This window comes from Stenotrophomonas sp. 1278, from assembly GCF_029892765.1.
Classification (GTDB): Bacteria; Pseudomonadota; Gammaproteobacteria; order Xanthomonadales; family Xanthomonadaceae; genus Stenotrophomonas; species Stenotrophomonas indicatrix.
Genome location: NZ_JARXWD010000019.1, coordinates 1 through 26710, shown reverse-complemented (window position 1 = coordinate 26710; position 26710 = coordinate 1). Strand labels below are relative to the sequence as shown.

The following is a 26710-nucleotide window of genomic DNA, read 5'->3' as shown; positions in this document are numbered from 1 at the left end:
TTCCTCCCCCCTTGTTGAAGACTTCCCATGTCCCTTGAGTTTCTCGCCGATCCGAATGTCTGGTTGACCCTGTTCACCTTGAGCGCGCTGGAAATCGTGCTCGGCATCGACAACCTGGTGTTCATCTCCATCGCCGTCAGCAAGCTGCCGGAAAACCGCCGCCCGTTCGCGCGCCGCCTCGGCATCGCGGTGGCCTGCATCACCCGTATCGGCCTGCTGGTCTCGCTGGCGTATCTGGCGCACATGCAGGCGAACCTGTTCACCGTGGCCGGCATGGGCATCTCCATCCGCGACCTGGTGTTGATCGTCGGTGGCCTGTTCCTGATCATCAAGGGCTGGATGGAGATCAAGGAGATGATCACCGGTGGCGAGGACGAGGACCCGACCACCACCAAGACCTCGGCCGTGTTCGGCTACGTGATCGCGCAGATCGCGGTCATCGACATCGTGTTCTCGCTGGACTCGGTGATCACCGCCGTCGGCATCGCCGACCACGTGCCGGTGATGGTGGCGGCGATCCTGTTGTCGGTGGCGGTGATGCTGCTGGCGGCCAACCCGCTGGGCCGCTTCATCGATGCCAACCCGACCGTGAAGATGCTGGCCCTGGCCTTCATCCTGCTGATCGGCGCGGTGCTGATCCTGGACGGCTTGGACGTGCACGTGCCCAAGCCCTACATCTACGCCGCGATGGGCTTCTCGGTGCTGGTGGAGTGGCTGAACCTGCTGATGCGCCGCCGCGCACGCGAACACCACGTGCCGGGCGCCGGCGACTGGTAAGCAAGCGAGACAGAACCCCCGGCCCGGCCGGGGGTTCTGCGTTCCAGGCGCCGCTGCGCTCGCCGGGCATGGCCCGGCGCTACCCAAGCGTGGGCACGTCCCGCTAGCGTCGGACCATGCGCGGCGGGGCTTCTTCCCGCAATGCCGGCTTGCACCTTCCACTTGTGAATCCGGATCAACACTGTTTTCCCGCGTAGTGGCTTACTCCCGGCCGGCAAAGCGCGCAGGCTACGCGCTCATTTTCCACAGGGCCTGCCCCCACGCAGGCAATCCCCATGAATTCCAGAGCCGCATTGCTGGCCCTCGCCGTCGGCGCCTTCGCCATTGGCACCACCGAGTTCACGCCGATGGGCCTGCTGCCGGTCATCGCCAACGGCGTGGGGGTCAGCATCCCCACCGCCGGCATGCTGATCACCGCCTATGCGGTGGGCGTGATGCTGGGCGCTCCGGTGATGACCCTGCTGATGGGACGCTTCGGCAAGCGCACCGCGCTGATGCTGCTGATGTCGATCTTCGTGGTCGGCAACCTGCTGTCGGCGCTGGCCCCGAACTACGGCCTGCTGCTGCTGTCACGGCTGGTGACCAGCCTCAATCACGGTGCGTTCTTCGGCATCGGCGCGGTGGTCGCCGCCAGCCTGGTGCCGAAGGAGAAGCAGGCCGCGGCGGTGGCGACGATGTTCATGGGTCTGACCATCGCCAACATCGGTGGCGTGCCGCTGGCGACCTGGGTCGGCCAGCAGCTGGGCTGGCGCCTGGCCTTTGCCGGCACCGCCGTACTCGGTGTGGTTGCGATCAGCGCGTTGGCCATGGCACTGCCGCCGTCGGCCGCGGGCGCGCGCCCGGATGTCCGGCGTGAACTGAAATCGATCATGCAGCCGCAGGTACTGCTGGCGATGGCCACCACGGTGCTGGGTGCAGGTGCGATGTTCACCCTCTACACCTACGTGGCGCCGGTGCTGACCGAGTTGACCGGCGCGTCCAACGCCTTCATCGCAATGTCGCTGGCCCTGATCGGCATTGGTTTCACCTTCGGCAACGGCATTGGTGGGCGCATGGCCGACTGGTCGCTGGACGGCGCCACCCGGATCCTGCTGGCGGTACTTGCGGTACTGATGTTCGTGCTGCCGCTGGCCTTCATGAGCCACGCGACTGCGGCGCTGGGTGTACTGCTGTTCGGTGCGGCGACCTTCGCGATCGTGCCGCCTCTGCAGATCCGGGTGATGCAGGCGGCGAGCGAGGCGCCGGGACTGGCGTCGTCGATCAATGTCGGTGCATTCAACCTCGGCAATGCACTGGGCGCGGCGCTGGGTGGTGCGGTGATCAGCCTGGGGCTGGGGTACGCGGCGATTCCGGTGGCCGGTGGGCTGCTGGCAGCGTCGGCGCTGCTGCTGGCGTGGCTGGGGCGGGCACGCGCGCCGGTGGCTGAGGCCTGTTGAACGGTGTGGGGTTCCGGCAGGGCTTGCAGCCCTGCACCCGCAGAATCCAGAGCAACAGCAACAGCCTGCATTCCGTGGGTTGGCGGGGTGGGTCCGGTTGAGGGGGACGGCGTAAATACGTCCATGTAGCCTCGGTCGCGCCTTGCTCGTGTGCGCTGTCCTGCGCACACGGCAAGACCCGGGTTGGGCGTCCTGCCCAACCCGCCCGAGGCATGCCTCGGGCCCATCGCGCTCACGCCCCCTCAACCGGACCCACCCCGCCTTCGACAGTTTTCCGCGATCTGTCGGGACGGCATTCTGTGCTGCTGTTGGTAGGTCTCGACCTTGGTCGACAGATCCACGCCATGCGTGGATGGCAGGCATCAGGAATGTCTGAAGAATCGGTTTTCGCTTTTTCTTTTTCTTTTGATCTTCCCGCGGTGCGCAGGAAACCGTCCGTGGCCGGGAGGGTGGGTTGGCTGGGGGCGTGAGCCGCATGGATGCGGCGACCGAGCTTACATGGACGTACTTGCAGCGTCCCCCAGCCAACCCACCGTCCCGGCCCACCCGAGCTGGCTGGACCACACCGCGGAGGGGGCGGCGCCCGATGGCCGGCACTCTCCACACGTCCGTTAACACCGACCATGGCATGCTCGGCGCTCAGTCCACCCGGAGCCTTGGCCATGCGCCTGTTGACCCGCCTCATCCCATTGCTGCTGCTGGCCTCACTGCTGTCCGGCTGCGGCTACAACGCCATCCAGCAGAAGGACGAAGCGGTCAAGGCCAGCTGGTCCGAAGTGCTCAACCAGTACAAGCGCCGCGCCGACCTGGTGCCCAACCTGGTGCAGACCGTGAAAGGTTTCGCCAGCCAGGAAGAACGCGTGCTGACCGAAGTCACCAACGCCCGTTCGCGCGTTGGCCAGATCAACGTCAACGCCGACGATGAAGCCTCGCTCAAGCAGTTCCAGCAGGCCCAGGGCGAACTGGGCAGTGCGCTGTCGCGCCTGCTGGTGGTTACCGAGAACTACCCGGTGCTGAAGTCCGACCAGAACTTCCGCGACCTGCAGGCGCAGCTGGAAGGCACCGAGAACCGCATCACCGTCGCCCGTGGCCGCTACATCCAGCAGGTGCAGGACTACAACACCTACATCCGCTCGTTCCCGCAGCTGATCACCGCCAAGATCTTCGGGTACCTGCCCAAGCCGAACTTCACCGTGGAAAACGAAGCGCAGATCTCCAACGCGCCGGCAGTTGATTTCGGCAACGCGCCGCAGCAGCAGCCGGCCCCGGCTCCGGGCCACTGACCGATGCGCCTGGCCGCCACACTGCTGGCCCTGTTGCTGTGGCTGCCGTTGGCCGTGCAGGCGCAGACGCTGGCGCCGATTCCGGCGCTGGATTCGCCGGTGGTCGACACCACCGGCACCCTGGATGCCGCGCAGAAGCAGGCGCTGGTGCAGCAGGCGCTGGACCTGCAGCAGCGCAAGGGCAGCCAGATGCAGGTGCTGGTGGTGCCGACCACGCAGCCGGAAGACATCGCCCAGTACACCACCCGGGTGTTCGACCAGTGGCAGATCGGTCGCAAGGGCGTGGATGACGGCGTGCTGCTGGTGGTGGCCAAGGACGATCGGCGGGTGCGCATCGAACCGGGCTATGGCCTGGAAGGCGCGATTCCCGACGCGATCGCCAACCGGGTGATCCAGGAATACCTGGTGCCACGCTTCCGCGCCAATGACTATGCCGGCGGCATCACCGAGGCCACGGCGGTGCTGGTGAGGATCATCGACGGCGAAGCCCTGCCGGCGCCGGTCAGCAGCCAGCAGGGACGCGCCCCGGACGGGGGCGGTGATACCTGGATCCTGGCGTTGTTCATCGGCGTGTTCGCCGGCAGCATCCTGCGCGGCGTGTTCTCGCGGGTACCGCGTCCGCTGCGCGGCCTGCTGGGTGGTGCTGGAGCGGCGGTAGCCGCCTTCCTGTTCACTTCCACCTTGCTGGCCAGTGGCCTGGCCGGCGTGGTTGGCCTGGTGGTGGCGATGTTGTCCGGCCATCCGGGGCGCTTCGCCGGCGGTGGCGGTTGGGGCGGAGGTAGCTGGGGCGGCGGCGGCTTCGGCGGCGGGGGTGGGTTTGGCGGTGGCGGTGGCTGGGGCGGCGGTGGTGGCCGTTCCGGCGGCGGCGGCGCGTCGGGAGGCTGGTGATGATCCAACGTCTGTGCAGACATCTGTTTTCGCCATCGGTACGGCGGGCGTTCCCGCCGGCCACGCTGCAGGCGATCACCGAGGCGATCGCCGCGGGCGAGCAGCGCCATGGCGGCCAGGTGATGTTTGCCGTGGAGGCCGATCTGCCACTGCATGCGCTGTGGCACAAGGTCACCCCGCGGCAGGCGGCCGAGCATGCCTTCGCGCGCCTGCGCACCTGGGATACCGCGCACAACAACGGCGTGCTGATCTACCTGCTGCTGGCCGACCACGCCATCGAGATCGTCGCCGACCGCGGCCTGCAGGGGCGGGTCGCGCCCGAGCAGTGGCAGCGGGTCTGCACGCATCTGCGCGAAGGCCTGCGCGGCTCGCAGCCGGTGGCAGCGCTGCGCGATGCCATCGACGAGGTTTCCTCCTTGGTGGAAGGGCACTTTCCGGCCTCGGCGCGGTCCGATCAGGACGGCCTGCCGGACACGCCGCAGATCCTGGGCTGAAGCCCGGCAATCGGGCGACGGCGGCCACGACGAGGCCGCTCCCGGGCGGCGCTAGAATATCGGCATCCCTGCAAGGCGCCCTTCATGATCTATTTCCACGACATCGACCCCATCGCCCTCTCGTTGGGACCGATCAAGGTGCACTGGTACGGCATCATGTACCTGCTCGGCTTCACCGCCGCCTGGCTGCTGGGGCGCAAGCGGATCGCCGACGGGCGCCTGCCGGGCGTCGATGCCAACGGCTTCTCCGACCTGCTGTTCTACGCCATGCTCGGCGTAGTGCTGGGCGGGCGCATCGGTTACATGCTGTTCTATGCGCTGGGCGATTTCCTGCACAACCCACTGCTGCTGTTCAAGGTGTGGGATGGCGGCATGAGCTTCCACGGTGGCCTGCTCGGCGTGATCGCGGCCTGCTGGTGGTGGTCGCGCAAGCATGCGCTGCACTTCTTCGACACCATGGATTTCATGGCGCCACTGGTGCCGCTGGGCCTGGGCTTTGGCCGCATCGGCAACTTCATCGGCGCCGAGCTGTGGGGCAAGTACACCGACGGCAGCTGGGGCGTGGTGTTCCCGTCCGGCCTGCCGGCACCGTTGAACCAGCTCGACCACGCCACCCTGCAGTCGCAGTTCGCCAGCGGTGCGCTCAACCAGTTCGCGCGGCATCCGTCGCAGCTGTATGAAGCGCTGCTGGAAGGGCTGGTGATGTTCGCGGTGTTGTGGACGGTGTCGGCCAAGCCGCGCCATCGCTATCTCATCGGCGGCCTGTTCGCGCTGCTGTATGGCATCTTCCGCTTCGCCGTCGAGTTCGTGCGCATGCCCGACAACGGCGTCTACGTGGCCTTCGGCTGGCTGACCAAGGGCCAGATCCTGTGCGTGCCGCTGATCGCCTTCGGCCTGGTGCTGCTGGTGATGTCGCGCCGCGCGCCGGTGCTGCAGCCGCAGCCGCTGGTGACGGCGGAGGGCAGGGCATGAAGGCCTACCTGGACCTGCTCTCGCACGTGCTCGAACACGGCGCGGAGAAGAGCGACCGCACCGGTACCGGCACCCGCAGCGTGTTCGGCTGGCAGATGCGCTTCAACCTCAACGACGGCTTCCCGCTGGTCACCACCAAGAAGCTGCACCTGCGCTCGATCATCCACGAGCTGCTGTGGTTCCTGAAGGGCGATACCAACATCGGTTACCTCAAGGACAACCAGGTGCGCATCTGGGACGAGTGGGCCGATGAGAACGGCGACCTCGGCCCGGTGTACGGCAAGCAGTGGCGCAGCTGGGCCACGGCCGACGGCGGCCAGATCGACCAGATGCAGTGGCTGGTGGACGAGATCAAGCGTAATCCGGATTCGCGGCGGCTGGTGGTCAGTGCCTGGAACGTGGGCGAGCTCTCGCAGATGGCGTTGATGCCGTGCCACAACCTGTTCCAGTTCTACGTGGTCGACGGCAAGCTCAGCTGCCAGCTGTACCAGCGCAGTGGCGACATCTTCCTCGGCGTACCGTTCAACATCGCCAGCTACGCACTGCTGACCCACATGGTGGCGCAGGCCACCGGCCTGGGCGTCGGCGATTTCGTGCACACGCTGGGCGACGCGCACCTGTATTCGAACCACTTCGAGCAGGCCCGCGAGCAGCTGTCGCGTGAACCGCGCGCGCTGCCGACGCTGTGGTTGAACCCGGAGGTGACCGATCTGTTCGGCTTCCAGTTCGATGACATCCGCATTGATGGCTACGATCCGCATCCGGCGATCAAGGCGCCGGTGGCGGTATGAGCGCGCGCCCACGCGTTGCGGCGCTGCTGGCGTTGGCTGGCCTGGCGCCGCTGAGCCTGGTGCAGGCGGCGCCTGCAGACACCCTCGCATTGGCCCGGCAGGTCAACGAGCAGATCGTGCACAAGCACATGCGCGGGGAATTGCAGCGCTTCGTCCGGACGCTCGATGGCAGCGCGCCACTGCCCAGCGACATGCCGGCCGGCTGCCAGGCACAGATGCGCGAAGCGGTGACCGGCATGTACGCGGCGATGGCCGAACACCTGAAGGCTGGCATCGAAGAACCCGCCTATCAGCATGAGCTTGAGCAGCGCCTGGCGGTGGTCTATTCCAGCAAGGATCTGCAGGGATTCCTGGCGCGCAGCGGCAGCACCGACGTTGCCACGCTGTCCAGGGACATCCTGTCGGGACCGGGCCTGAAGGAGATCGAGGACGCGCAGATGGACAGGATCCTCGAAGGCCTGGACGAGAATTCCACGTCGAACCCGGCGCTGGCTGCGGCGCTGCGCGCGGCCAGTGCCGCCAACGAGGCCTGTACACGCCTGCAGATCGACGCCGGCTGAGGAGGCCGCACCATGAAACTTTCGATGATCGTTGCACTGGATCGCAATCGTGGCATCGGCCAGGGCAACGCCATGCCCTGGCATCTGCCGGACGACTTCAGGCACTTCAAGGCGTTGACCCTGGGCAAGCCGATCCTGATGGGGCGCAGGACCGCCGAATCGATTGGCCGCGTGCTGCCCGGCCGAATGAACCTGGTGCTGACCCGCAGCGGCCAGGTGCCGTTCGAGGGCATGCGCGCGGTGGCCTCGCTGGACGAGGCGAAAGCGATTGCAGAGGGCGAGGGCGCCAGCGAGCTGTGCATCATTGGTGGCGGCGAGATCTTCCGCCAGCTGCTGGACCAGGCCAGTGATCTGTACCTGACCTGGGTGGATGCCGAAGTACCGGCCGATACCCATTTCCCGGAGGTGGATGAGCGCTTCTGGCAGCAGGTGGCCAGTGAGCCGCACCCGGCCGATGAGCGTCACGCCTACGCGTTCCGCTTCGTGCATTACGTCCGCCGCTGAGCGCGGCGTCCTGTAGAGCCCGGCCGTGCTCGGCTCTACAGGATCGTTTTACGGCATCCGGTAGTGGCCGATGATGGTGTGCTGGAACAGCAGGTTCTCTTCCCGCGTACCGCGCGCGATGTTGTGCAGTACCAGCGGCGTACCGTCGGCCAGGCGCCGGTCGGAAACGATGCCCACGTGCAGCAGGCCGTTGCCGTTGAGCTTCCAGGCCACGATGTCGCCGGCAGCGAAGTCGCTGGGAAGGGCACTGATCGGTTGCTGCCAGCCGTGGCGGTCGAACCAGCGCATCAGGTTGGGCACGCGCCGGTGGTCGATGTTCCGATCCGGTCGGGACAGGCCCCAGAGGGGCGGATAGGCCCTGAAATCAGCGCGCATGTCTTCATTCACGCGGACCTGCAGGTCCAGCCCCTGCGTACGCAGGGCGCGGACCACCACGTCGGTGCATACGCCGCGATCAGCGGGCACGTCGCCACCGGGGTAGGCCAGTACCTGATAGGCAGGGTCGTAGCGGGTGGTGACGCCGACCTGTGCGCGTGCGGCAGCGACCAGCGGCGGCGAAGGTGCAGGCGCTGATGCAGGGGCGGCGGTAGCGTCGGCGCCGGCAGTCGCTGGCGACGATGAGGGCTGGCAGCCGCTGGCCAGGGCCAGCGTCAGCAGCAGCACCGTCCATGGTGCGCGGTTGCCGGGCGTCATGCCGAAGGAGGCGTTCCGTTGTTGTTGCCACCACCGCCACCACCACCACGGCGGCGGCGGCGGCGCGGACCACGGTTGCCCGGGGCGCCAGCCGTTGCAGCGTTGCCGTTGCTGCCCTGGCTGTTGTCCTTGCCTGCCGTGCGCTCGTGTGCCGGTCGCGCGGGCGGCCGCGCGTTGGCGACCGGTGCCGGCACGTCGCGTCCCGGTACCTGCACCACGCGCAGCTCATCGGTGTCGAGCTGGATCGCGGTGAGCTTGCCACCCCACACGGCACCGGTGTCGATCGCGTGGATGCCCTGGGTGATGGTCAGGCCGAGCGCGGACCAGTGGCCGCAGACCACCTTCAGGTCGCGTTCGACCCGGCCCGGCACTTCGAACCAGGGATACAGCCCCTGCTCCTGGGTGCCCGGCGTGCCCTTGTCCTCGATGCCGATGCGGCCGCGCGAGGTGCAGTAGCGCATGCGCGTGAGCACGTTGATGATCGCCCGCGAGCGCTCGTAGCCGGTCAGGTTCGGCGCCCAGCTGGGCTTGTCGCCGTACATGTTGCGGAACAGCTTGCGGTAGCCGGCGCCGTGCAGCTGCACTTCCACTTCGGCCGCATGCTTCTCGGCCATCTGCGTGGTCCACTTCGGCGCAAGGCCGGCATGCACCATCATCCAGCCAAGCTCGCGGTCCACGTGCACCAGCTTCTGCAGGCGCAGCCAGTCCAGCAGCACATCGCGGTCTTCGGCCTGGACGATGCGCAGCAGGTCCGGGTTGACCTTGCGCTGCTCTTCCTCGGTGCGCGCACCGACGGCCAGCAGGGAAAGGTCGTGGTTGCCGAGCACCACCACGCTGTGTTCGCGCAGCGAATGCACCAGCCGCAGGGTTTCCAGTGACTGTCCACCGCGGTTGACCAGGTCGCCGCAGAACCACAGGGTGTCCTGCGCCGGATCGAACCGGATCTTCTCCAGCAGGCGCTGGGTTACGTCATAGCAGCCTTGCAGGTCGCCGATCGCCCATACACTCATCGTTCGGCCTCCGTGTCAGTGCAGGGTGCGCGGGATGGCCAGCACGAAGGGTGCGACCGGCGCGGCGAATTCGGTGCCGTCGTCGGCCACCATGTCGTAATGGCCCTGCATCGTGCCGTGCTCGGTGCCGAGCATGACACCCGAGGTGTAATGGAAGTCTTCACCCGGACGCAGTCGCGGCTGTTCGCCGATCACGCCATCGCCATCCACATGCTCGACGCGGCCATTGGCATCGGTGATGCGCCAATGGCGTGCGACCAGGCGCGCGGCAACGCGGCCCTGGTTGTGGATGCGGATCGTATAGGCGAACGCATAACGACCGTCTTCCGGCGCGGATTGGTCGTCGAGGAAGCGCGGGGCGACTTCGACGGAGATGGCATAAACGTCAGCGTCTTCCATACCGGCAGTGTAATCAGGTGGCATTGGCCAAAGCGATGAATTCAGCCACGTCCAGCTGTTCGGCGCGGGCATCGGGGCGCACGCCGGCGGCCACGAACTGCTCGGCGCTGACCACGTTGTTCAGGGCATTGCGCAGGGTCTTGCGGCGTTGGCCGAAGGCGGCCTTGACCACCTCGGCGAAGCGCTTGTGGTCCTTGATGTCGATGCTGGCCGGGTCGCGCGGTACCAGGCGCACCACGGCCGAATCGACCTTCGGCGGCGGCCTGAACGCACCCGGCGGCACCACGAACAGCGAGGTCACCTCGCAGTAGGCCTGCAGCATCACGCTGAGGCGGCCGAACACCTTGCTGCCGGGACCGGCAGCCATGCGGTCGACCACTTCCTTCTGCAACATGAAGTGCATGTCCGAGACCACCGCAGCATGTTCCAGTGCATGGAACAGGATGGGCGAGGAGATGTTGTAGGGCAGGTTGCCGACCAGGCGGATCGGCTGTCCGTCGGCCAGCTCGGTGAAATCGACCCGCAGCACGTCGCGGTTGACGATGGTCAGTTCACCCAGGGGCTCGGCGGCGGCGGTCAACGGCGCGATCAGGTCGCGGTCGAACTCGATCACCGTCATCTTCGGGTGCACGCGCAGCAACGGCAGGGTGATCGCACCCTGGCCCGGGCCGATCTCGACCAGGCGGTCGCCGTCCTTGGGATTGACCGCCATCACGATCTTGTCGATGTAGTAGCGGTCGGCAAGGAAGTGCTGGCCGAGCTGCTTCTTGGCCGGGGCGGAAAACACCGGGCCGGAGGGGGAATGCGGGGAAGTCATGTGCTCAGTGTACGTTGCCGCGCCAGCCGCGCACACAGCGTTGTGGCGGCCTGCAGGCTGGAAGGATCGGCAATGCCGCGGCCGGCAAGATCCAGCGCGGTGCCGTGGTCCACCGCCACGCGCGGATAGGGCAGGCCCAGGGTCAGGTTCACCGCCTGCTCGAAGCCGGAGTACTTCAGCACCGGCAGGCCCTGGTCGTGGTACATGGCCAGCACGGTGTCGAAGCCGGCCAGCTTGGCCGGCAGGAACGCGGTATCGGCCGGCAGCGGACCGATCAGGTCCATGCCCTCGCTGCGCAGGCGCTGCAGCAGCGGGATGACCAGATCCAGTTCCTCGCGGCCGAGGTGACCGTCTTCGCCGGCGTGCGGGTTCAGGCCAAGCACGGCGATGCGCGGTGCGGCCAAGCCGAACTCGCGGCGCAGCGCGGCATGCACGGTGCGCAGGGTGTGTTCCAGGCCGGGCGCGGTGATCGCATCGGCGACCTCGCGCAGCGGCAGGTGGGTCGTGGCCAGGGCAACGCGGACGATGTCGTTGGCCAGCATCATCACCACCTTCACCCCGGCCTGGTCGGCCAGCAGTTCGGTGGTGCCGCTGTAGGCGATGCCGCCCTGGTTGATCACCGCCTTGTGCACCGGGCCGGTCACCACGCCGTGCAGTTCACCGGACAGACAGGCCTGGCCCGCATCGAGCAGGGCGCCGATCACCGCACCTGCGTTGGCAGGGTCGGTATGGCCGAAATGGCTGGGGACGCGGTTGGCGACGGCGCGCAGGCGCAGATCGCCGGGGACGCGTGCATGTGCGTCCTCGGGCAGCAGTTGCAGGGGCAGATCCAGCGCGGCCGCGGCCGCGCGCAGGGTGTCCGGATCGGCGAATGCCAGCAGCCGGCAATCATCGCGCGGCTGCTGGACCAGTCGGACACACAGTTCCGGGCCGATCCCGGCGGGCTCGCCCGGTACCAGAGCGAGCTCGGGGAGCATGGCTCAGGACTGCGGAGGCGTGGCGGTATTTTCCGCCCGGTCACCGCTGCGGAAGCTGACGTAGGCTTCGCCACGCAGCTCCTGCAGGAAGCGGTTGTACTCGTCTTCCAGCTTGCGGCGACCGATGGTCTCGCGGACCTGGGCGCGCTGGTTGTCACTGCCGACGTCGGTCTGGCGGGTGCCCACGCGCTGCACGATGTGCCAGCCCGCATCGGTGCGGAACGGCTGGCTTACGCCGCCGTCCTGGATGCCTGCCACCTGCTGGCCGAAGGCCGGGCCGAACGCGTCGGCCGGGAACCAGCCCAGATCGCCGCCCTGGCCCTTGCTGTTGGTGTCCTCGGACGATTCCTTGGCCACCTGCTGGAAGTCGGCACCGCCGGCAATACGCGCACGCAGGGTGTCGATCTTGGCCTTGGCGGCGGCGTCGGACTGGGCATCGTCCACGCGCACCAGGATATGGCGGCCGTGGTACTCGGTGACCGTGTGGGTGCCTGCCGCCGCGCTGGCGTCACGCACTTCCACCAGCTTCAGCAGCTGGAAGCCGCTCGGGCCACGGATCGGGCCGACCACTTCGCCGGGCTTCATCTGCTGCATCGTCTGTGCGAACGCGGCCGGGATTTCATCCAGGGTGCGCCAGCCGAGGTCGCCGCCTTCCAGCGCATTGGGGCTGTCGGAATAGCGCACGGCCGCCGCGTTGAAGTCCAGTTCGCCCTTGTCCAGCAGGGCCTTCACGCCGTCAGCCTTCTTCTGGCCGGTGGCGATCTGCTCGGCGCTGGCACCGTCGGGCAGGGCGACCAGGATGTGTGCGAGGTGGAACTGGTTGCCGGCATCGGCCTGCTGCTTCAGGGCAGCATCGACCTCGCCTTCGCTGACGCTGATGCGGCTCTGCGCGAAGCTCTGGCGCAGGCGCTGCACGGTGATCTCGTCACGCACCGAGGCGCGGAAATCGTTGAAATCGATACCGTCACTGGCCAGGCGCTGGCGCAGGGCATCCAGGGTCGAGCCGTTCTGCTGGGCGATGGCATTCATCGCCTGGGTCAGTTCCTGGTCGCTGACACGGATGCCGCTGCCCTGGGCACGGGCCACCTGCAGCTTGACCAGCACCAGGCGCTCGAGCACCTGGCGGCTGAGCACGTCATCGGGCGGCAGCTGGGCCTCGCGGCCGGCGTACTGCGCCTTGATGTTGGCGATCGCACGCTGGAGCTCGCTCTGCAGGATCACGTCCTCATCGACGACAGCAGCGATGCGATCCAACGGCTGGGCCTCCTGCGCAAGAACCTGCAGGGGGGCGGACACGCTGGACACCGCCAGAAGCGATGCGAGGAGAACGGGGAAGCTCTTGGTCATGGGATCTGATTCGGATCGTAGTCATCGCGGGTCGCTCCGGTGTTGCTGGGCGGCACGAGATAGAGGTCGTCGCGGTTGTAGCCGAGGATAGCACGGCGCAAAGTGCGGTCCGTGTCCTGGCCGAGGGAGCTCAAGCCCTTGAGCACGAACTCGAGCTGGATGGAGTTGTTCATTTCGCCTTCGCGGTTGCGCACGTAGCGGCGGGCCACGGCGCGCACGGCCAGGCAGCAGCTGTCCCACTGTACGCCACCGATGATCTCCAGCGGTTCCTTGTCCTGGATCGAGTAGTAGTAGCGGCCGACCAGGCTCCAGCGCTCGTTCAGCGGGTACAGGAACGACAGGTCGGCCTGTTCCAGCAGGGTGCGGTCATGCTTGTTGGCGGTGGCCGGGGCGCCGGAATTGATGCGGTAACGGTAGGTCAGGTTGACCACGCCGTCGTTGGACATCAGGTAGCGGGCACGCACGCTGGCCAGATCCTCGCGCTTGTACTTGGGGTCCCACTGGTAGGTGGCGCCCAGGGTCCAGCGGTCGTTGATCATGTAGTTGCCGTCGGCGATCCAGGCCGACTTGCCCTTTTCAACCGGCGCGCCACCGGGGACCACGCTCACCCGCGACTCGTCGAAGTACTGGATCTGGCCGATGGAGGCCGAGAAACGCTCCTTGCCGGTGGTCTGGTCGATGAAGCGGGTACCCAGCGCCAGAGTCAGCTGGTTGGCGTCGTTCTGGCGATCGGCGCCGGTATAGCGCGAATCGCGGAACAGCTGGCCCCAGCTGAAGGTGAAGTCGCGGGTATCGAAGATCGGCAGCTCGTCCTGGTTGCGGTAGGGCGTGCGCAGGTAGAACAGGCGCGGTTCCAGGGTCTGCAGGAACGACTTGCCACCGATCTTCGTCTCACGGTCGAAGAACAGGCCGGCATCGAGGCTGGCGATCGGCAGGCTGCGGCTGGGCGAGGTATTTCCGCGCAGCTGTTCCGGAGTGGCCGTGTTCGGATCGATGCCCTGCGAGACCAGGATGCTCCTGCGGGTGGCATCGGCCAGCCCGCGGTCCAGCTCGTAGCCGGTGTAGCGGTAGGCCAGGGTCGGGGTGATGTACCAGGCCGCGCCGCTGATCGGGAACGACACATAGGGCTTCACATCCAGGCGCGAGCCACCATACATGCGCTGGGTCTGGCCGTTGCGCGTGTACTGCAGGTCGGGACCGGCCTCGGCGCCGTACTTGAAGTTGATGTCGTCGTGGGTGAAGCGCACGGCCTCGGCATAGACGCCGGTCTCCAGCCACGGCAGCAGCGGCTTGTCCCAGTTGAGGAACAGGCGTGGCTGGCGGTTGTACGGCAGTGCGCTCTCGTTGAGGGTGTAGTCGGTCAGCTGCCAGCGGTCGGCCATGATGCCGGCCGTCCAGTTCTTGCCGGTGCCGTACAGGCCGACCGTGCTCTGCAGGTTCGACGCGGTGACGCCCACCAGGCGATTGGCGAAGTCTTCCACGTAGCGCTCGTCGCTGACCCAGGCCAGGTTGGCGCGGGCCTGCCAGTGGCTGTCCACGTTGTGGTAGCCACCGAATATCACCTGGCCGCGATCGCGGTCGCGCAGCTTGTCGTTGGGCATGAACGCGGTGATCAGTTCACCGCGGCCGCCGTTGTAGAGGTAGCGGAACTCGTTGTCGAGCATCAGGCCGCGCCGGCTCATGTAGCGCGGGGTCAACGTGTCGTCGTAGTTCGGCGCCAGGTTGAAGTAGATCGGCTGTGCGTAGTCGAAACCGTTGCGGCCGGACATGCCCAGCTGCGGGAACAGCAGGCCGGTCTTGCGCCGGTCATCGATCGGGAACTTGAAGTAGGGCGCCCACAGCACCGGCACCTTGCCGATCCGCAGCACCGCGTTGCGGGCGGTACCGAAGCCTTCGTCGTTGTCGACTTCGATCTCCGGGGCGGTCAGCTTCCACACCGGCTGCGACGGGTCGCAGGTGGTGTAGGTGGAGCGGTGCATCTGCCCGACCGCGCCCTGCAGGTCGACCGATTCGGCTTCACCGTTGCCGCGGCGGGACACCAGCTGGTACTGGATGTCGGTGATCTTGTGGGTGTCGCTTTCCTGGTTGCCCTCGGCGCGCTTGGCGACCATCCGGATCGAGGCATCCTGGTAACGGACGTTGCCGTCGGCGACATAGTTGCCGCTTTCGGTATCGAAGCTGAGCTTGTCGGTGCCCACGAACTGGTCGCCCCGGCGCAGCGCCACGTTGCCCTGGTACTGCGGCACGGTGGTGGTGCCCAGCAGCTGGTCGCCCTCGATGTCGGTGGGCTGCTGTTCGCGCGCAGCGCTGGCGGCAGCCTTGTCCTGGCCGGGCACCGGGGTCGGTGCGTCGGTGAACGCAGGGATCACGTCGGTGGCCGGGCAAAGGCCCCAGTTGAGCGGCTTGTCATCAGCCCATGCCGGAAGGCAGACGGCGATGCTCAGGGGCAGGGGAAGCAGGCGGAGGGCTCGGCGCACGCGGTTCGGATTCGGGCGAAAACGGACGGTAGCTTGCCCCATCCCTTGCATAGGGGCAATGAAGGCCTCCCCGGGTTGCCGGTTCGGGTTCATCCAGGCCCGTTGCCGGAGGGCGTGTCGATCAGTGCCTGCAGGTGGGCCACGCTGCACTCGGCCAAGGCCTGCAGGTCGTATCCTCCCTCCAGCATCGACACCACCCGGCCGGCGGCATGGCGGCGTGCCAGCGCGTGCAGTTCGCGGGTGATCCAGGCGAAATCGTCGGTCTCCAGCATCAGGTCGGCCTGCGGGTCGCGCAGGTGGGCGTCGAAGCCTGCCGAGATCAGCAGCAGCTGGGGGCGGAAGTCGTCGATCGCCGGCAGCATCTCGTCGGCCCAGACGTTGCGGAAGCGGAAGCCGCCACTGCCGGGCGGCAGCAGGATGTTCATCAGGTTGCCGGCACCGCGGTCACGGCGCAGGCCGGACTCGGGGAACAGCCCGGCCTGGTGGGTGCTGTAGTAGGACACCCGTGCGTCGTGCTGGAAGATGTCCTGGGTGCCGTTGCCGTGGTGGACGTCGAAGTCGACCACTGCGATCCGCTCCAGACCGTGGCGGTCGCGGGCGTAGGCGGCGGCGATGGCGATGTTGTTGAGCAGGCAGAAGCCCATCGCGGTGCTGCTGGTGGCATGGTGGCCGGGCGGGCGCACCGCGCAGAAGGCCAGCGGATCCTCGCCCAGCATCACCGCATCGACGGCCGCGACACCTGCGCCGGCGGCGTGCACCGCGGCGCTGGCCGAGCCCGGCGAGGTCCAGGTGTCCATGTCCAGCTGGCGCAGCGGTGCGCTCTGCGGTTGCAGTACCAGATCCAGCAGCGCGCTGTCGTGGACCCGGGTCAGTTCACCGAACTTGGCCGGCGGCGCTTCGCGCCAATCCAGTTGGCCGGGGAAGGCCTCGTGCAGCGCGTCGAGCACCACCTGCAGGCGTTGCGGGCATTCAGGATGGCCAGGGCCCGGGTCGTGCAGCAGGCAGGCGGGATGGGTGAAGACCAGCACGGCGGCTCAGCGCTGGCGATGCTGTGGTTGCCACAGCGCTTCGCCGTGGCCATCGGCCCGTGCCAGCACCCGGGCCAGCACGAACAGCAGGTCTGACAGCCGGTTGAGGTACTGCAGCGCCTCGCTGCGTACCGGTTCCACGCGGGCCAGGGCGACCGTGTCGCGCTCGGCGCGGCGGACCACGGTGCGCGCCAGGTGACAGCGCGCGGCGGCCTCGCCACCGGCCGGCAGGATGAACTCCTTCAGCATCGGCAGGTCGGCGTTGTAGTGGTCCAGCTGCTGTTCCAGCGCCGACACATCAGCGGCGTGGATCGCCGCATGGCCGGGAATGCACAGTTCGGCGCCCAGATCGAACAGCTGGTGCTGCAGGTGCACCACCAGTGCGCGGACGTCCTCCGGCAGCGGCACGGCCAACAACAGGCCGAGCGTGGCGTTGGCTTCATCGACGGTGCCGTAGGACGCAACACGCAGGTCATCCTTGCCGACCCGGCTGCCGTCACCCAGGCCGGTGCTGCCGTCGTCGCCGGTGCGGGTGTAGATGCGCGAGAGGCGATGACCCATGGCGTGGCTCAGTGGTGGATGTCGCGGCGGGCCTGCAGGAGCTTGAGCACCTGCTCCACGGCCAGCTGCAGTGCGGCGGCCAGGGCCACGTAGATCGCGGTGGTGCGCAGGTAGGGGCCGAACCACTGGGCGTAGTTCTGTGCCCATCCGGCCACGGTCGGCTCGGCCACGTTCTGGCTGGTCCAGTAGAAACCGCCCTGCGCCAGCAGATGGCACAGCGCCACCGACGCCACCAGCAGCAAGGCACCCTTGCCCAGCACCGACCACTGCGCGCTGCGGTAGTTGCGACCCAGCAACATGCCACCGGCCCACATCGCGAAGTAGGCCGGCAACAGCAGCCAGTAGCCCGGCGATACGCAGTAGTGCTGCCAGAAGTCGAGGCCGCTGCTGCGGATCACGATCCAGTCGACCAGCACCGCGAACACCATCAGCAGCGGGAACGCCCAGCGGGTCCAGCGGGCGAGATAGAAGCCGCCGATGAAGAACACCGCCCAGGAGGCGTCCGGGATTGCCGCGAAGTGATTGACGCGGGTCGCCGCCAGCAACAGCACGAGCACTGACAGGACGAAGGCGCGGGGGGCGGAGTCGGACATGGCGGTGGGCCGGAGCGGATTCAGGTTTCATTCTAGCCCGGCGCGGCGCTTGGCGCAGGCGGGGCGGCGTGGGGCATGCCGGCGCGGCGAGCGCGTATCATGCGCCCATGAGTGAACGACATGACGTGCTGATCGTCGGTGGCGGTCTGGTGGGTGCCAGCCTGGCCATCGCCCTGGACCGCCTGGGCCGCGACGTGGGCCTGCTCGAAGCCAGCCCGGCCGGGGAACTGCCGGCGGTGTTCGACCAGCGCAACCTCAGTTTTGCCGCCGCCACGATCAACGCGCTGACCGCGCTGGGGGTCATGCAGAAGCTGACGATGGCCCCCGGCCCGATCCGCCGCATCCATGTCAGCCGCGCCGGCGATTTCGGCCGTGTGCAGCTCGATGCCGCAGAGTACGACCGGCCGTGGTTCGGCCAGGTGGTGGTGGCGCGTGATTTCGGCCAGGCGCTGGAAAGCCGGCTGCAGGAGTTGTCACGGCTGCGCCGCTACCGGCCGATGCGTTTCCTTGGCCTGGGCGGGGTGATTGACGGCTACCGCCAGGTGCGGGTGGCCGATGACAGTGGCGAGCGGGTGCTGCTGGCGCGGCTGGTGGTCGGTGCCGACGGCACCAGCAGCGGCGTGCGCGATGCGCTGGGCATCGACGTTGATCGCCACGACTTCCAGCAAACGCTGTTCGTGGCCCGCGTGCGCAGCCAGCGCGCGCCCGATGGCACCGCCTGGGAGCGTTTCACCGATACCGGCCCGACGGCGTTGCTGCCGCGTGGCGACCGCCATTTCGGCACCGTGCACGGTGTTGCCCGTGACCAGGCCGAGGCGGTGATGGCGCTGGACGACGCTGCCTGGCTGCAGCGCCTGCAGCAGGCCATCGGCTGGCGGGCGGGCCGCCTGCTCGACTCCGGCCCGCGCAGTGCCTATCCGCTGATCCAGGTATTGGCGCGCGCGCTGGTGGGGGAGCGCACGGTGCTGCTGGGCAACGCCGCGCAGACCATCCACCCGCTGGGTGCGCAGGGTTTCAACCTCGGCCTGCGCGACGCATTGACGTTGGCCGAGCTGCTGGAAGTGGAGGGCGATGCCGGCAGCGATGCACTGTTACGATCCTACGTGGACCGCCGCGAAGAAGATCGACGGCAGACGGTGGCGTTCTCCGGCGGTCTTGCCCGGCTGACCAGCAATCCGGCGCCGCTGCTGCGCCCCCTGCGCAGCCTGGGCCTGGTGGCCGCACAGCGCGCCTCGGTGCAGTCGATGCTGGTTGGTGGTGCGATGGGCTTCCGTGGCGATGTGCCGCGCCTGTGCCGTGGAGAAGCCGCATGAACCGGCGCGCACGCCTGGACGTGGCCATCGTTGGCGGCGGTGTGGTCGGCGCCGCCTGTGCGCTGGCGCTGGCCGATGCCGGCCTTGCCGTAACGCTGGTGGAAGGGCGTGAACCGGCACCATGGCAGGCCGCACAGCCGGATCTGCGGGTGTTCGCCTTCGCCGCCGACAACGTGCAGTTGCTTGAGCGTCTCGGCGTGTGGCCGACGATCGCGCAGGCACGCGCCTGGCCATACCGGCGCATGCAGGTGTGGGACGCGGCCGGTGGCGACGACCTGCTGTTCGACGCCGATCGCTTCGGCCGTCGCGAGCTGGGTTTCATCGTCGAGAACGGCTTGCTGCAGGATCGCCTGTGGGCGGCGCTGCCGGCAGCTGGCGTGGAGCTGCATTGCCCGGCGCGCGTGGAAGCGCTTGAACAGGACGAGCACGCTGTGCGCCTGCGCCTGGATGATGGTCGTCGCATCGAAGCCGCGCTGGCGGTGGCTGCCGACGGTGCTGAATCGACCCTGCGCGGACTGGCCGGGATCGACGTTGAACGCCACGACTACCAGCAGCGCGGTGTAGTCGCCTATGTGGACAGCGAGCTGCCCAACCAGGCCACTGCCTGGCAGCGCTTCCTGCCGACCGGTCCGCTGGCGCTGTTGCCGGTGGCCGAGCGCCGCAGTTCCATCGTCTGGACGTTGCCCGACGACGAGGCGGCACGCGTACTGGCCCTGGACGAAGACGCATTCAATCGTGAACTGACCCGCGCTTTCGCCGCGCGCCTGGGTGAACTGCGGCTGGCCTCGCCGCGCGCGGCCTTCCCGCTGCGCCGGCAGCTGGCCCGCCACTACGTGGCCGGTCGCGTGCTGGCGCTGGGCGATGCCGCCCACGTGGTGCATCCGCTGGCCGGGCAGGGCGTCAATCTTGGCCTGCGCGATGTCGCCGCCCTGCAGCACTGGCTGGCGCCATCGGCCGAACGGCGTGGACAACCCCGGTTGTCGCCGCAGCGCGTGCAGCGCTGGGCGCGTGAGCGTCGCAGCGACAACCAGATCGCCGCCTACAGCTTCGACGCGATCAACCGGCTGTTCTCCAACGACGAGATGCACCTGACCCTGGCGCGTGGCCGCGCGCTGGGCTGCGTAGGCAAGTGGCCGCCGCTGGTGCAGGCCTTCTGGAAGCGCGCCGCAGGGGTGTGACGGCGAGGCCCTGGTACATGCCAACCTTGGTTGGCGCGTGGATCGGGCATCCTCGCCCCAGCTGGAGTGAGGGCCTTCCGGCCTTGTGCCAACCAAGGTTGGCACCTACCAAAAGCGGGTCATGCCGGTCTGCAGCGAATCGCTTCTGTAGACGCCAACCTTGGTTGGCGCGCGAGCCCCGGATCATCCGCCGGTAGCGCCGGGCCATGCCCGGCGAGCGCGCAGCGCGGTTCACCGATCCCGCCGGGCGTGGCCCGGCGCTACCGGAATCGGGTCAATCGATCAGCCAACCGGCAAGGTCAGCGCGGTCCAGCTTGCCGCGGCGCTTGCTGTCCAATGCGTTGAACTCATCGGAAAGCGCCGGATTGGCCAGTGCCTCGTCACGGCTGATGAAACCATCAGCGTTCACGTCCAGCTCGGCGAAATGGATGCGGTACTGGCCGACCACGCTGGCCGGCGCCAGCGAACGCACCGTTACCGGGGTTTCGCCCAGCGGCACCACGATGTCGACGCTGCCGGTCACGCGGCCGGCCGACAGTGACTGCTGGCGGACCACGCCACTGTCATCGCGCAGCGGGGCGCTCTGTGCCGGCTGCGGGCGCGCCGGTTGTGCCAGTGCCGGCGATGCCAGCACTGCGGTACACAGCAGCAGGGAAATGCGCGGGATGTTCATCAGCGCAGCGGCGACGCCAGCACCGTGATTTCCTCACGGTCGTGGTACAGCTGCTTGGCACGTACCACCAGTGGCTTGCCGGCCTGCTCCTGGAACAGGTCCAGGCACAGGCGGGTTTCTTCCCAGCGTTTCTTCATCGGCAGCTTCAGGTTGAAGATCGCGTGCCTGCACCAGCCCTCGCGGAACCAGGTGGCCATGCGTTCGGCGACGCGACGCGGCTGCTCGACCATGTCGCAGACCATCCAGTCCAGCGGCTGCTCCGGGTGCCAATGGAAGCCATCGGCGCGCAGGTGTTCGACCAGGCCGGTGTCCAGCACGTGCTGGCGCAGCGGGCCGTTGTCGATGCTCAGCACATGCACGTGCTGGCGGGTCAGTACCCAGGTCCAGCCGCCGGGTGCCGCGCCCAGGTCGGCCGCACGCATGCCCGGACGCACCAGCGCCTCGCGTTCTTCCGGGGCGAGCAGGGTCAGCAGCGCTTCATCCAGCTTCAATGCCGAACGCGAAGGCGCGTCGGGCAACAGCTTCAGGCGCGGAATGCCCAACGCCCAGGGTGCACTGTCGTCCGGGTTGGCCACGCAGATGAAGGCATGCGTGCCATCGACGAACACCACGTGCAGGCGCGGCAGGCGTGCGTTGGGTTTGTCGCTGAGTTTGCCGGCCTTGCGCAGCGCCGGGCGCAGGGCATTGCCGAAGGCACGCGCGAGCCCGGACAGCGGTTTGCCGGCGTCCGAATCGGGATGCTCCACCCACAGATCACCGAAGCGCGGCGCATCGGCCAGCACGTCCAGCATCGGCGTGATGCGGTCGGCCGGGTCCAGCTGCGGCAGTTCGGCCAGCACCACCAGCTTCTGGCGGGCGAAGATCAGCTCGCGCCACGGCAGTCGCGGTGCAAGCGCTGCGGCTTCATCGCACATGAAGAGCACGTAGCCGTCGTTGCGCTGGGTACGGGCGTAACCAGCAAAACCGGCGGCGCCTGCGCGGAACTGCAGTTCGCCGGCCAGCTCGGGCTCGAAGCCCTGCCGGCACAGGCACAGCAGGCCGATGCCGGCCTCAGTAACGGGCGCCATCGCTTTCCCCATAAGTACGCAGCACGCTGCGCGCCGCATCGCGGTTGAGGCCCTGCACCACGTCGATGCCGCGCTTGTTGAGCTCGCCCACCCAGTCGGCCGGCAGCGGGCCTTCATCGAACGGGGTCAGTTCTTCCACGTCGGCCGAACTGGCGCCGATCAGCAGGCGGTCGATGCCGGCCCACACGGTGGCGCCGTAGCACTGGCAGCACGGCTGCGAGCTGGTGGCCAGGGTGATCGGCGACAGCACCGCGTTCAGGCGCGGGGTCTGCAGGCGCTGCTGGGCCAGCATGTAGGCCATGTTCTCGGCGTGCGCCAGCGAGGTCGAATGCGGCATCACCCGGTTCACGCCGGCAGCGATCACCTTGTCATCCGGCCCGAACACCACGGCGCCGAACGGGCCGCCACTGGCGTGGTCGACGTTCAGCCGCGACAGCTCGATCGCCAGCGCGACCTTGGCCTCGTCGCCCGGATATCGACGATCCAGGTCGATCTGGTCGTGGATCCAGGCGGGAAGGGTCAGGTGGACTTGCGCGTACAGCATCGCGGGGGTGCCTCGTTGGGAGTGAAAGGAACAGGTGCAACAGATGTCGGCGCGCAGTGTAGCGGCAGTGGCATGTACCGGGCGTGCGCGCTGGATTCAGGCCGCTGAGGGTGAGCCGGTGCGGATCACCACGTACTGCTTGCGGAATTCCAGCCCCGCCTGCGGCCAGCGCGCAGCATAGGCGCGCAGCAGCGGCAGGGCAGGGGCGAAGTCATGGCCGTTGACCCGGCAGTCGGCTTCGCACTGGCCCTGCTCGTCGCGCGAAGCGAACAGGCGGACGGCCAGGAAGTGATGAGCCTTCAGCAGATCGTCGAAGGCGTCGATGCTCCTGGTGAACAGGCAGCAGGGGCAGGAGCCGTGGTCGTCTTCGCTGCACGCAGCAGCGTCGTCCAGTTCGCGGGCGCGGTAATGGGCCAGCGGTCCCAGCACCACGGTGCGCTCGTGTTCCCGGCCGTCTTCGTTGGTCGGGTAGGTCAGTCCCATCATCGGCAGATCCGGTGCGTCTTCAGCGCCGATGGCGGCCTGCAGGGTCGCCAGATCCACCCGCACCCAGGTCTCGAAGCCGGACAGCAGGGATTCCTGTTCGGTTGCGCCATTGGCGTGCTGGTATTCGAACAGGCCATCGGCGAACAACCCCGCGTGACGGGTCTCGATGACGGTGGAGGTCTGCCAGCCGCCGTTGTCGCGTTCGTTGCTGGCGACACCGTGCGGTGTCAGGTGCAGGCCACTGTCGAGCAGCAGTCCGTCGTCCTCGACGGTGCAGGCGATGTCACGGCCCAGCAGGACCTGTTGCAGCAGCGGCAGAAGTGCACTCGGGGCAGCGGACATGGCAGGGCCTGATGGGTAGGAAAGAACGGACGATGATGGCGGTATCCGCTGCACAGCGGCAGTGCGTGCCACGTGCGCAGCACGGCCGGGCCGCGTCCGCTGGTCGGCGCTGCGGCTTCACGGGATGGGGCACTCGCCGGGATGACGCGGGCGCCTGTGCGGCGCCCGCGCAGGTGCTCAGGCCGACCAGGTGTCGCGCAGGGTCACGCTGCGGTTGAACACCGGCTTGGTTGCGGTGTGGTCGCGGCGGTCGGCAACGAAGTAGCCGGTGCGCTCGAACTGGAACGACTGTTCCGGCGCCGCGGTGGCAGCCGCCGGCTCGACATAGCCGATGACGGTGCGACGTGATTCCGGATTGAGGTAATCGCGGTAGGTCTTGCCTTCCGATTCATCGTCCGGATTCGGCACCGAGAACAGGCGGTCATACAGGCGGATCTCGGCCGGCACGCCGTGCACCGCGCTGACCCAGTGGATGGTGCCCTTGACCTTGCGGTTGGCGCCTTCCATGCCCGGACGCGACTCCGGATCCAGCCAGCCGCGCAGTTCGGTGATGGTGCCGTCGGCGTCCTTGATCACTTCATCGCAGCGGATGATGCCGGCGCCGCGCAGGCGCACTTCGCCACCGGGAACCAGGCGCTTCCAGCCCTTCGGCGGCACTTCGGCAAAGTCCTCGCGGTCGATCCACACTTCACGTGCGAACGGCACTTCGCGGGTACCGAAGCTTTCGTCCTTCGGGTGGTTGCTGAAGGTCAGCTGCTCTTCGTGGCCGTCGGCCAGATTGGTCAGCACCAGCTTGACCGGGTCGACCACGGCCATGCGGCGCGGCGCGGCGCTGTCCAGGTCTTCGCGCAACGCGCCTTCCAGCACGCTGAAATCGATCAGCGAATTCTGCTTGCTGATGCCCACGCGCTCGGCGAACAGGCGCATCGCCGCCGGCGTGTAGCCACGGCGACGCAGGCCCTGCAGGGTGGGCATGCGCGGGTCTTCCCAGCCGTCCACCAGCTGTTCGGTGACCAGCGCCATCAGCTTGCGCTTGCTCATCACCGTGTAGTTGATGTTCAAGCGCGAGAACTCGATCTGGCGCGGCTTGGCCGCTTCGCGCGGCAGGCCGGCGTCGACCAGCGGCTGGGTCAGCGCGTCATCGTGGGCGAAGTCGACGTTGTCCACGCACCAGTCGTACAGCGGGCGGTGGTCTTCGAATTCCAGCGTGCACAGCGAGTGGGTGATGCCTTCGATCGAATCGCCCAGTGCATGGGCGAAGTCGTACATCGGGTAGATCGGCCAGGCGTTGCCGGTGTTCTGGTGTTCGACGTGCTTGATGCGGTACAGGGCCGGATCACGCAGGTTGATGTTGCCGCTGGCCATGTCGATCTTGGCGCGCACGGTGCGCGCGCCATCGGGGAATTCACCGGCCCGCATGCGGCGGAACAGGTCCAGGTTTTCCTCGACGCTGCGGTCGCGCCACGGCGAGGGCCGGCCCGGTTCGGTCAGGGTGCCGCGGTAGGCGCGCACTTCCTCGGCCGACAGGTCACAGACGTAGGCCTTGCCGTCGGCGATCAGCTTCTCGGCGGCCAGGTAGTAGGCGTCGAAGTAATCCGACGCATGGCGCAGCTCGTTCCACTCAAAGCCCAGCCAGCGCACGTCGTCCTGGATCGCGGCCACGTACTCCGGGTCTTCCTTGGCCGGGTTGGTGTCGTCGAAACGCAGGTTGCAGACGCCGCCGAACTCGCCGGCGACGCCGAAGTTCAGGCAGATCGACTTGGCATGGCCGATGTGCAGGTAGCCGTTCGGCTCGGGCGGGAAGCGGGTCTTGATCGCCTGGTGCTTACCGCTGGCCAGGTCCTCGCGCACGATCTGGCGGATGAAATCGCGCTTCTCGTGGCTGTCGGCGGGGGTCTCGGGGCTGGCGGGGGTGTGCTCTGACATGAGTCGGCGAAAGAAGGGCAGAAAGATTGCCAGTCTAACGCTTACCGGGAAGGGCTGCCCGGCGAGCGCAGCGGCACCATTCAGCCCCCGGGCGTATGCTGGAATCCTGTCCCACGGAGCTGCCGCATGCACATCGTGTACAAGGCCGACAATCTGTTCGACGCCCACCTGGTCAAGCACGCGCTGGAAGACGCCGGCATCCCGGCGTTCGTGTTCGGCGAGTCGCTGCTGGGCGGCATGGGCGAGCTGCCGCTGTTCGGCGTGCTGCGGGTCGGTATCCCCGACGCCGCGCGGGCACAGGCCGAAGACATCGTGGCGGCGCTGGACTTGGGCCACGCCGCAGACGCCCCCATTTCAGATGCCGACGACATTGCCGGGCTTCCGGCGTAGGAGCGCATCATGTTGGGAATCGGACAGGGCATCCTCGGCATCGGGGCCTTCAAGCAGCGCCTGCCGCGCCCGGAAGAAGCTTTGCCGGGCCGCGACCAGCCGCTGCCGCTGCACAGCAACCAGCACTTCGTGAACAGCCATCCGCTGAAGGACCGTTTCGCCGGCCTGCAGCAGATCCGCTTCGCGCTGGGCTGCTTCTGGGGCGCCGAGCGCAAATTCTGGAACGAGCCGGGCGTGTACAGCACCTCGGTGGGCTATGCCGGTGGAATCACCCCGAACCCCACCTATGAAGAGGTCTGCTCGGGCCTGACCGGCCACACCGAGGTGGTGCAGGTGGTGTTCGACCCGGCGGTTGTCAGCCTGGAGCGGCTGCTGCAGCTGTTCTGGGAAAGCCACGACCCGACCCAGGGCATGCGCCAGGGCAACGACACCGGCACCCAGTACCGTTCGGCGATCCACGCCACCGACGAGGCCCAGTACGCCGCGGCGCTGGCCAGTGGCGAGGCCTACCAGGCGCAGCTGGCTGCAGCGGGTTATGGCCCGATCACCACCGAGATCGTGTATCCGGCACCGGCGTACTACTACGCCGAGGACTATCACCAGCAGTACCTGGCCAAGAACCCGAACGGCTACTGCGGCATTGGCGGTACCGGCGTGAGCTGCCCGATCGGGTTGGATATGGAGGTGCCGCGCTGACGCGCGGTGGTCCGCCTGCGGCGGGCAACGTCAACGGCTGAAATCCAAAGCCAGAGCCAAAGCGGCTGTGGGTTTCTGTGGGTTGGGCGGGGCGGTGTGGGTTGGCAGGACACGCCGTAAACCCGTCCCTGGGGGCTCGATGGCGCCATCCATGGCGCCAACGGTCCTGCCAACCCACACCGCCCCGCCCCCGACCGTTTCCCGGTGACGGTGGGCAAGAGCATGGGTTACTGACGAACTGATGGAAAACAAAAGGACGCGGCGTTCGCCGCGTCCTTTTTGTTTGTTTGCTTGCGAGCAAGCGCAGCGCGCGACCCGCTTCTGCTCTTCTTTTCTTTCTTCCGTGGCGGACCGCCGCAGGAAACTGTCAGAGGGCGGGCGGGGTGGGGGGGGGGGGGGGGGGGCCCCCCGGGTGGGGGGGGCCCCCCCCCCCGGGGGGGGCCCCCCCCGCCCCCCCCCACCCCCCCCCCCCCCCCCCCCCCCGCGCG

At 67.8% G+C, this 26710-nt stretch carries 28 protein-coding genes; 13 read left to right on the top strand and 15 right to left on the bottom strand.

What is annotated here, in order from left to right; translation table 11 throughout:
- The first annotated feature begins 27 nt into the window (after positions 1–27).
- The 9 genes from M2299_RS15350 (at position 28) to M2299_RS15310 (ending at position 7705) form a co-directional block, all read left to right on the top strand.
- A complete protein-coding gene (locus tag M2299_RS15350) occupies positions 28–777 on the top strand; it encodes a TerC family protein (RefSeq protein WP_059066043.1) in 750 nt (249 codons plus the stop codon).
- A gap of 275 nt (positions 778–1052) precedes the next feature.
- On the top strand, positions 1053–2213 hold the full coding sequence (locus tag M2299_RS15345; RefSeq protein ID WP_099841931.1) for an MFS transporter: 1161 nt from the start codon (positions 1053–1055) through the stop codon (positions 2211–2213).
- A gap of 662 nt (positions 2214–2875) precedes the next feature.
- The gene (locus M2299_RS15340; RefSeq protein WP_099841932.1) at positions 2876–3496 is read left to right on the top strand and encodes a LemA family protein; all 621 of its coding nucleotides are present in this window, start codon (positions 2876–2878) and stop codon (positions 3494–3496) included.
- A 3-nt stretch (positions 3497–3499) separates the two neighbouring features.
- Positions 3500–4384: a TPM domain-containing protein gene (locus M2299_RS15335; protein WP_099841933.1), complete on the top strand. Its 885-nt coding sequence runs from the start codon at positions 3500–3502 to the stop codon at positions 4382–4384.
- The gene (locus M2299_RS15330; protein ID WP_025877906.1) at positions 4384–4878 is read left to right on the top strand and encodes a TPM domain-containing protein; all 495 of its coding nucleotides are present in this window, start codon (positions 4384–4386) and stop codon (positions 4876–4878) included. The genes M2299_RS15335 and M2299_RS15330 overlap by 1 nt, the downstream gene beginning before the upstream one ends.
- Positions 4879–4962: 84 nt before the next feature.
- A complete protein-coding gene (gene lgt / locus M2299_RS15325; protein WP_025877907.1) occupies positions 4963–5850 on the top strand; it encodes a prolipoprotein diacylglyceryl transferase in 888 nt (295 codons plus the stop codon).
- Positions 5847–6641 carry a thymidylate synthase gene (locus M2299_RS15320; protein WP_033830389.1) on the top strand — a complete coding sequence of 265 codons (795 nt, stop codon included), beginning with the start codon at positions 5847–5849 and terminating at the stop codon, positions 6639–6641. The genes lgt and M2299_RS15320 overlap by 4 nt, the downstream gene beginning before the upstream one ends.
- A complete protein-coding gene (locus M2299_RS15315) occupies positions 6638–7201 on the top strand; it encodes a hypothetical protein (protein WP_032974939.1) in 564 nt (187 codons plus the stop codon). Before M2299_RS15320 ends, M2299_RS15315 begins: the two co-directional genes overlap by 4 nt.
- A 12-nt stretch (positions 7202–7213) precedes the next feature.
- Positions 7214–7705: a dihydrofolate reductase gene (locus tag M2299_RS15310; protein WP_100435829.1), complete on the top strand. Its 492-nt coding sequence runs from the start codon at positions 7214–7216 to the stop codon at positions 7703–7705.
- Positions 7706–7753: 48 nt separating this feature from the next.
- Here M2299_RS15310 and M2299_RS15305 read toward each other — a convergent pair whose 3' ends face one another.
- The 10 genes from M2299_RS15305 to M2299_RS15260 form a co-directional block, all read right to left on the bottom strand.
- On the bottom strand, positions 7754–8398 hold the full coding sequence (locus tag M2299_RS15305; protein WP_280884609.1) for a DUF1287 domain-containing protein: 645 nt from the start codon (positions 8396–8398) through the stop codon (positions 7754–7756).
- Entirely contained in the window at positions 8395–9408 is a 1014-nt protein-coding gene (locus M2299_RS15300; protein ID WP_280884608.1) for a symmetrical bis(5'-nucleosyl)-tetraphosphatase, read from the bottom strand. The genes M2299_RS15305 and M2299_RS15300 overlap by 4 nt, the downstream gene beginning before the upstream one ends.
- 15 nt (positions 9409–9423) lie before the next feature.
- Entirely contained in the window at positions 9424–9807 is a 384-nt protein-coding gene (apaG, locus tag M2299_RS15295) for a Co2+/Mg2+ efflux protein ApaG (protein ID WP_025877914.1), read from the bottom strand.
- A gap of 13 nt (positions 9808–9820) precedes the next feature.
- Positions 9821–10624: a 16S rRNA (adenine(1518)-N(6)/adenine(1519)-N(6))-dimethyltransferase RsmA gene (rsmA, locus tag M2299_RS15290; protein ID WP_025877916.1), complete on the bottom strand. Its 804-nt coding sequence runs from the start codon at positions 10622–10624 to the stop codon at positions 9821–9823.
- Positions 10621–11601, bottom strand: coding sequence for a 4-hydroxythreonine-4-phosphate dehydrogenase PdxA (gene pdxA / locus M2299_RS15285; protein WP_280884607.1), 981 nt, complete (start codon positions 11599–11601; stop codon positions 10621–10623). Before pdxA ends, rsmA begins: the two co-directional genes overlap by 4 nt.
- Before the next feature lie 3 nt (positions 11602–11604).
- Positions 11605–12948 carry a peptidylprolyl isomerase gene (locus M2299_RS15280; protein ID WP_032974943.1) on the bottom strand — a complete coding sequence of 448 codons (1344 nt, stop codon included), beginning with the start codon at positions 12946–12948 and terminating at the stop codon, positions 11605–11607.
- Positions 12945–15425: an LPS-assembly protein LptD gene (gene lptD / locus M2299_RS15275; protein WP_165780387.1), complete on the bottom strand. Its 2481-nt coding sequence runs from the start codon at positions 15423–15425 to the stop codon at positions 12945–12947. The genes M2299_RS15280 and lptD overlap by 4 nt, the downstream gene beginning before the upstream one ends.
- 89 nt (positions 15426–15514) lie before the next feature.
- Positions 15515–16453: a histone deacetylase family protein gene (locus tag M2299_RS15270; RefSeq protein WP_025877923.1), complete on the bottom strand. Its 939-nt coding sequence runs from the start codon at positions 16451–16453 to the stop codon at positions 15515–15517.
- Between the two features lie 6 nt (positions 16454–16459).
- The gene (locus tag M2299_RS15265; protein WP_025877925.1) at positions 16460–17014 is read right to left on the bottom strand and encodes a cob(I)yrinic acid a,c-diamide adenosyltransferase; all 555 of its coding nucleotides are present in this window, start codon (positions 17012–17014) and stop codon (positions 16460–16462) included.
- Positions 17015–17022: 8 nt separating this feature from the next.
- Positions 17023–17607 (bottom strand): hypothetical protein, encoded by a 585-nt coding sequence (locus M2299_RS15260; RefSeq protein WP_025877927.1) that lies wholly within the window; start codon positions 17605–17607, stop codon positions 17023–17025.
- A gap of 107 nt (positions 17608–17714) precedes the next feature.
- On the opposite strand from M2299_RS15260, the gene ubiH reads away from it, so the two are divergent.
- Both ubiH and M2299_RS15250 read left to right on the top strand, forming a co-directional pair.
- Positions 17715–18920 (top strand): 2-octaprenyl-6-methoxyphenyl hydroxylase, encoded by a 1206-nt coding sequence (ubiH, locus tag M2299_RS15255; protein WP_134832029.1) that lies wholly within the window; start codon positions 17715–17717, stop codon positions 18918–18920.
- A complete protein-coding gene (locus M2299_RS15250; protein WP_080149978.1) occupies positions 18917–20098 on the top strand; it encodes a UbiH/UbiF family hydroxylase in 1182 nt (393 codons plus the stop codon). Before ubiH ends, M2299_RS15250 begins: the two co-directional genes overlap by 4 nt.
- 274 nt (positions 20099–20372) lie before the next feature.
- On the opposite strand, the gene M2299_RS15245 is transcribed toward M2299_RS15250, so the two are convergent.
- The 5 genes from M2299_RS15245 to M2299_RS15225 form a co-directional block, all read right to left on the bottom strand.
- Complete coding sequence (locus M2299_RS15245; protein WP_033830397.1) at positions 20373–20771, bottom strand: hypothetical protein; 399 nt, start codon at positions 20769–20771, stop codon at positions 20373–20375.
- Complete coding sequence (rlmM, locus tag M2299_RS15240) at positions 20771–21838, bottom strand: 23S rRNA (cytidine(2498)-2'-O)-methyltransferase RlmM (protein ID WP_099782909.1); 1068 nt, start codon at positions 21836–21838, stop codon at positions 20771–20773. Before rlmM ends, M2299_RS15245 begins: the two co-directional genes overlap by 1 nt.
- Positions 21822–22382 carry a nucleoside deaminase gene (locus M2299_RS15235; protein ID WP_032974948.1) on the bottom strand — a complete coding sequence of 187 codons (561 nt, stop codon included), beginning with the start codon at positions 22380–22382 and terminating at the stop codon, positions 21822–21824. The genes rlmM and M2299_RS15235 overlap by 17 nt, the downstream gene beginning before the upstream one ends.
- A 96-nt stretch (positions 22383–22478) precedes the next feature.
- On the bottom strand, positions 22479–23210 hold the full coding sequence (locus M2299_RS15230; protein WP_099841940.1) for a DUF6348 family protein: 732 nt from the start codon (positions 23208–23210) through the stop codon (positions 22479–22481).
- Positions 23211–23387: 177 nt separating this feature from the next.
- Positions 23388–25136, bottom strand: coding sequence for a glutamine--tRNA ligase/YqeY domain fusion protein (locus M2299_RS15225; protein WP_223484632.1), 1749 nt, complete (start codon positions 25134–25136; stop codon positions 23388–23390).
- 126 nt (positions 25137–25262) lie between these two features.
- Between M2299_RS15225 and M2299_RS15220 the strand changes: the two genes are divergently transcribed.
- Together M2299_RS15220 and msrA are read left to right on the top strand one after the other, a co-directional pair.
- Complete coding sequence (locus M2299_RS15220; protein WP_099782911.1) at positions 25263–25526, top strand: DUF2007 domain-containing protein; 264 nt, start codon at positions 25263–25265, stop codon at positions 25524–25526.
- Between the two features lie 30 nt (positions 25527–25556).
- Positions 25557–26222: a peptide-methionine (S)-S-oxide reductase MsrA gene (gene msrA, locus M2299_RS15215; protein WP_165780914.1), complete on the top strand. Its 666-nt coding sequence runs from the start codon at positions 25557–25559 to the stop codon at positions 26220–26222.
- Positions 26223–26710: the final 488 nt, after the last annotated feature.

Bases quoted from the DNA above. Each gene is read 5' to 3' on its own strand.
- M2299_RS15350 (WP_059066043.1), top strand. From the start codon at position 28: ATGTCCCTTGAGTTTCTCGCCGATCCGAATGTCTGGTTGACCCTGTTC.
- M2299_RS15345 (WP_099841931.1), top strand. From the start codon at position 1,053: ATGAATTCCAGAGCCGCATTGCTGGCCCTCGCCGTCGGCGCCTTCGCC.
- M2299_RS15340 (WP_099841932.1), top strand. From the start codon at position 2,876: ATGCGCCTGTTGACCCGCCTCATCCCATTGCTGCTGCTGGCCTCACTG.
- M2299_RS15335 (WP_099841933.1), top strand. From the start codon at position 3,500: ATGCGCCTGGCCGCCACACTGCTGGCCCTGTTGCTGTGGCTGCCGTTG.
- M2299_RS15330 (WP_025877906.1), top strand. From the start codon at position 4,384: ATGATCCAACGTCTGTGCAGACATCTGTTTTCGCCATCGGTACGGCGG.
- lgt (WP_025877907.1), top strand. From the start codon at position 4,963: ATGATCTATTTCCACGACATCGACCCCATCGCCCTCTCGTTGGGACCG.
- M2299_RS15320 (WP_033830389.1), top strand. From the start codon at position 5,847: ATGAAGGCCTACCTGGACCTGCTCTCGCACGTGCTCGAACACGGCGCG.
- M2299_RS15315 (WP_032974939.1), top strand. From the start codon at position 6,638: ATGAGCGCGCGCCCACGCGTTGCGGCGCTGCTGGCGTTGGCTGGCCTG.
- M2299_RS15310 (WP_100435829.1), top strand. From the start codon at position 7,214: ATGAAACTTTCGATGATCGTTGCACTGGATCGCAATCGTGGCATCGGC.
- M2299_RS15305 (WP_280884609.1), bottom strand. From the start codon at position 8,398: ATGACGCCCGGCAACCGCGCACCATGGACGGTGCTGCTGCTGACGCTG.
- M2299_RS15300 (WP_280884608.1), bottom strand. From the start codon at position 9,408: ATGAGTGTATGGGCGATCGGCGACCTGCAAGGCTGCTATGACGTAACC.
- apaG (WP_025877914.1), bottom strand. From the start codon at position 9,807: ATGGAAGACGCTGACGTTTATGCCATCTCCGTCGAAGTCGCCCCGCGC.
- rsmA (WP_025877916.1), bottom strand. From the start codon at position 10,624: ATGACTTCCCCGCATTCCCCCTCCGGCCCGGTGTTTTCCGCCCCGGCC.
- pdxA (WP_280884607.1), bottom strand. From the start codon at position 11,601: ATGCTCCCCGAGCTCGCTCTGGTACCGGGCGAGCCCGCCGGGATCGGC.
- M2299_RS15280 (WP_032974943.1), bottom strand. From the start codon at position 12,948: ATGACCAAGAGCTTCCCCGTTCTCCTCGCATCGCTTCTGGCGGTGTCC.
- M2299_RS15265 (WP_025877925.1), bottom strand. From the start codon at position 17,014: ATGGGTCATCGCCTCTCGCGCATCTACACCCGCACCGGCGACGACGGC.
- M2299_RS15260 (WP_025877927.1), bottom strand. From the start codon at position 17,607: ATGTCCGACTCCGCCCCCCGCGCCTTCGTCCTGTCAGTGCTCGTGCTG.
- ubiH (WP_134832029.1), top strand. From the start codon at position 17,715: ATGAGTGAACGACATGACGTGCTGATCGTCGGTGGCGGTCTGGTGGGT.
- M2299_RS15250 (WP_080149978.1), top strand. From the start codon at position 18,917: ATGAACCGGCGCGCACGCCTGGACGTGGCCATCGTTGGCGGCGGTGTG.
- M2299_RS15245 (WP_033830397.1), bottom strand. From the start codon at position 20,771: ATGAACATCCCGCGCATTTCCCTGCTGCTGTGTACCGCAGTGCTGGCA.
- rlmM (WP_099782909.1), bottom strand. From the start codon at position 21,838: ATGGCGCCCGTTACTGAGGCCGGCATCGGCCTGCTGTGCCTGTGCCGG.
- M2299_RS15235 (WP_032974948.1), bottom strand. From the start codon at position 22,382: ATGCTGTACGCGCAAGTCCACCTGACCCTTCCCGCCTGGATCCACGAC.
- M2299_RS15230 (WP_099841940.1), bottom strand. From the start codon at position 23,210: ATGTCCGCTGCCCCGAGTGCACTTCTGCCGCTGCTGCAACAGGTCCTG.
- M2299_RS15225 (WP_223484632.1), bottom strand. From the start codon at position 25,136: ATGTCAGAGCACACCCCCGCCAGCCCCGAGACCCCCGCCGACAGCCAC.
- M2299_RS15220 (WP_099782911.1), top strand. From the start codon at position 25,263: ATGCACATCGTGTACAAGGCCGACAATCTGTTCGACGCCCACCTGGTC.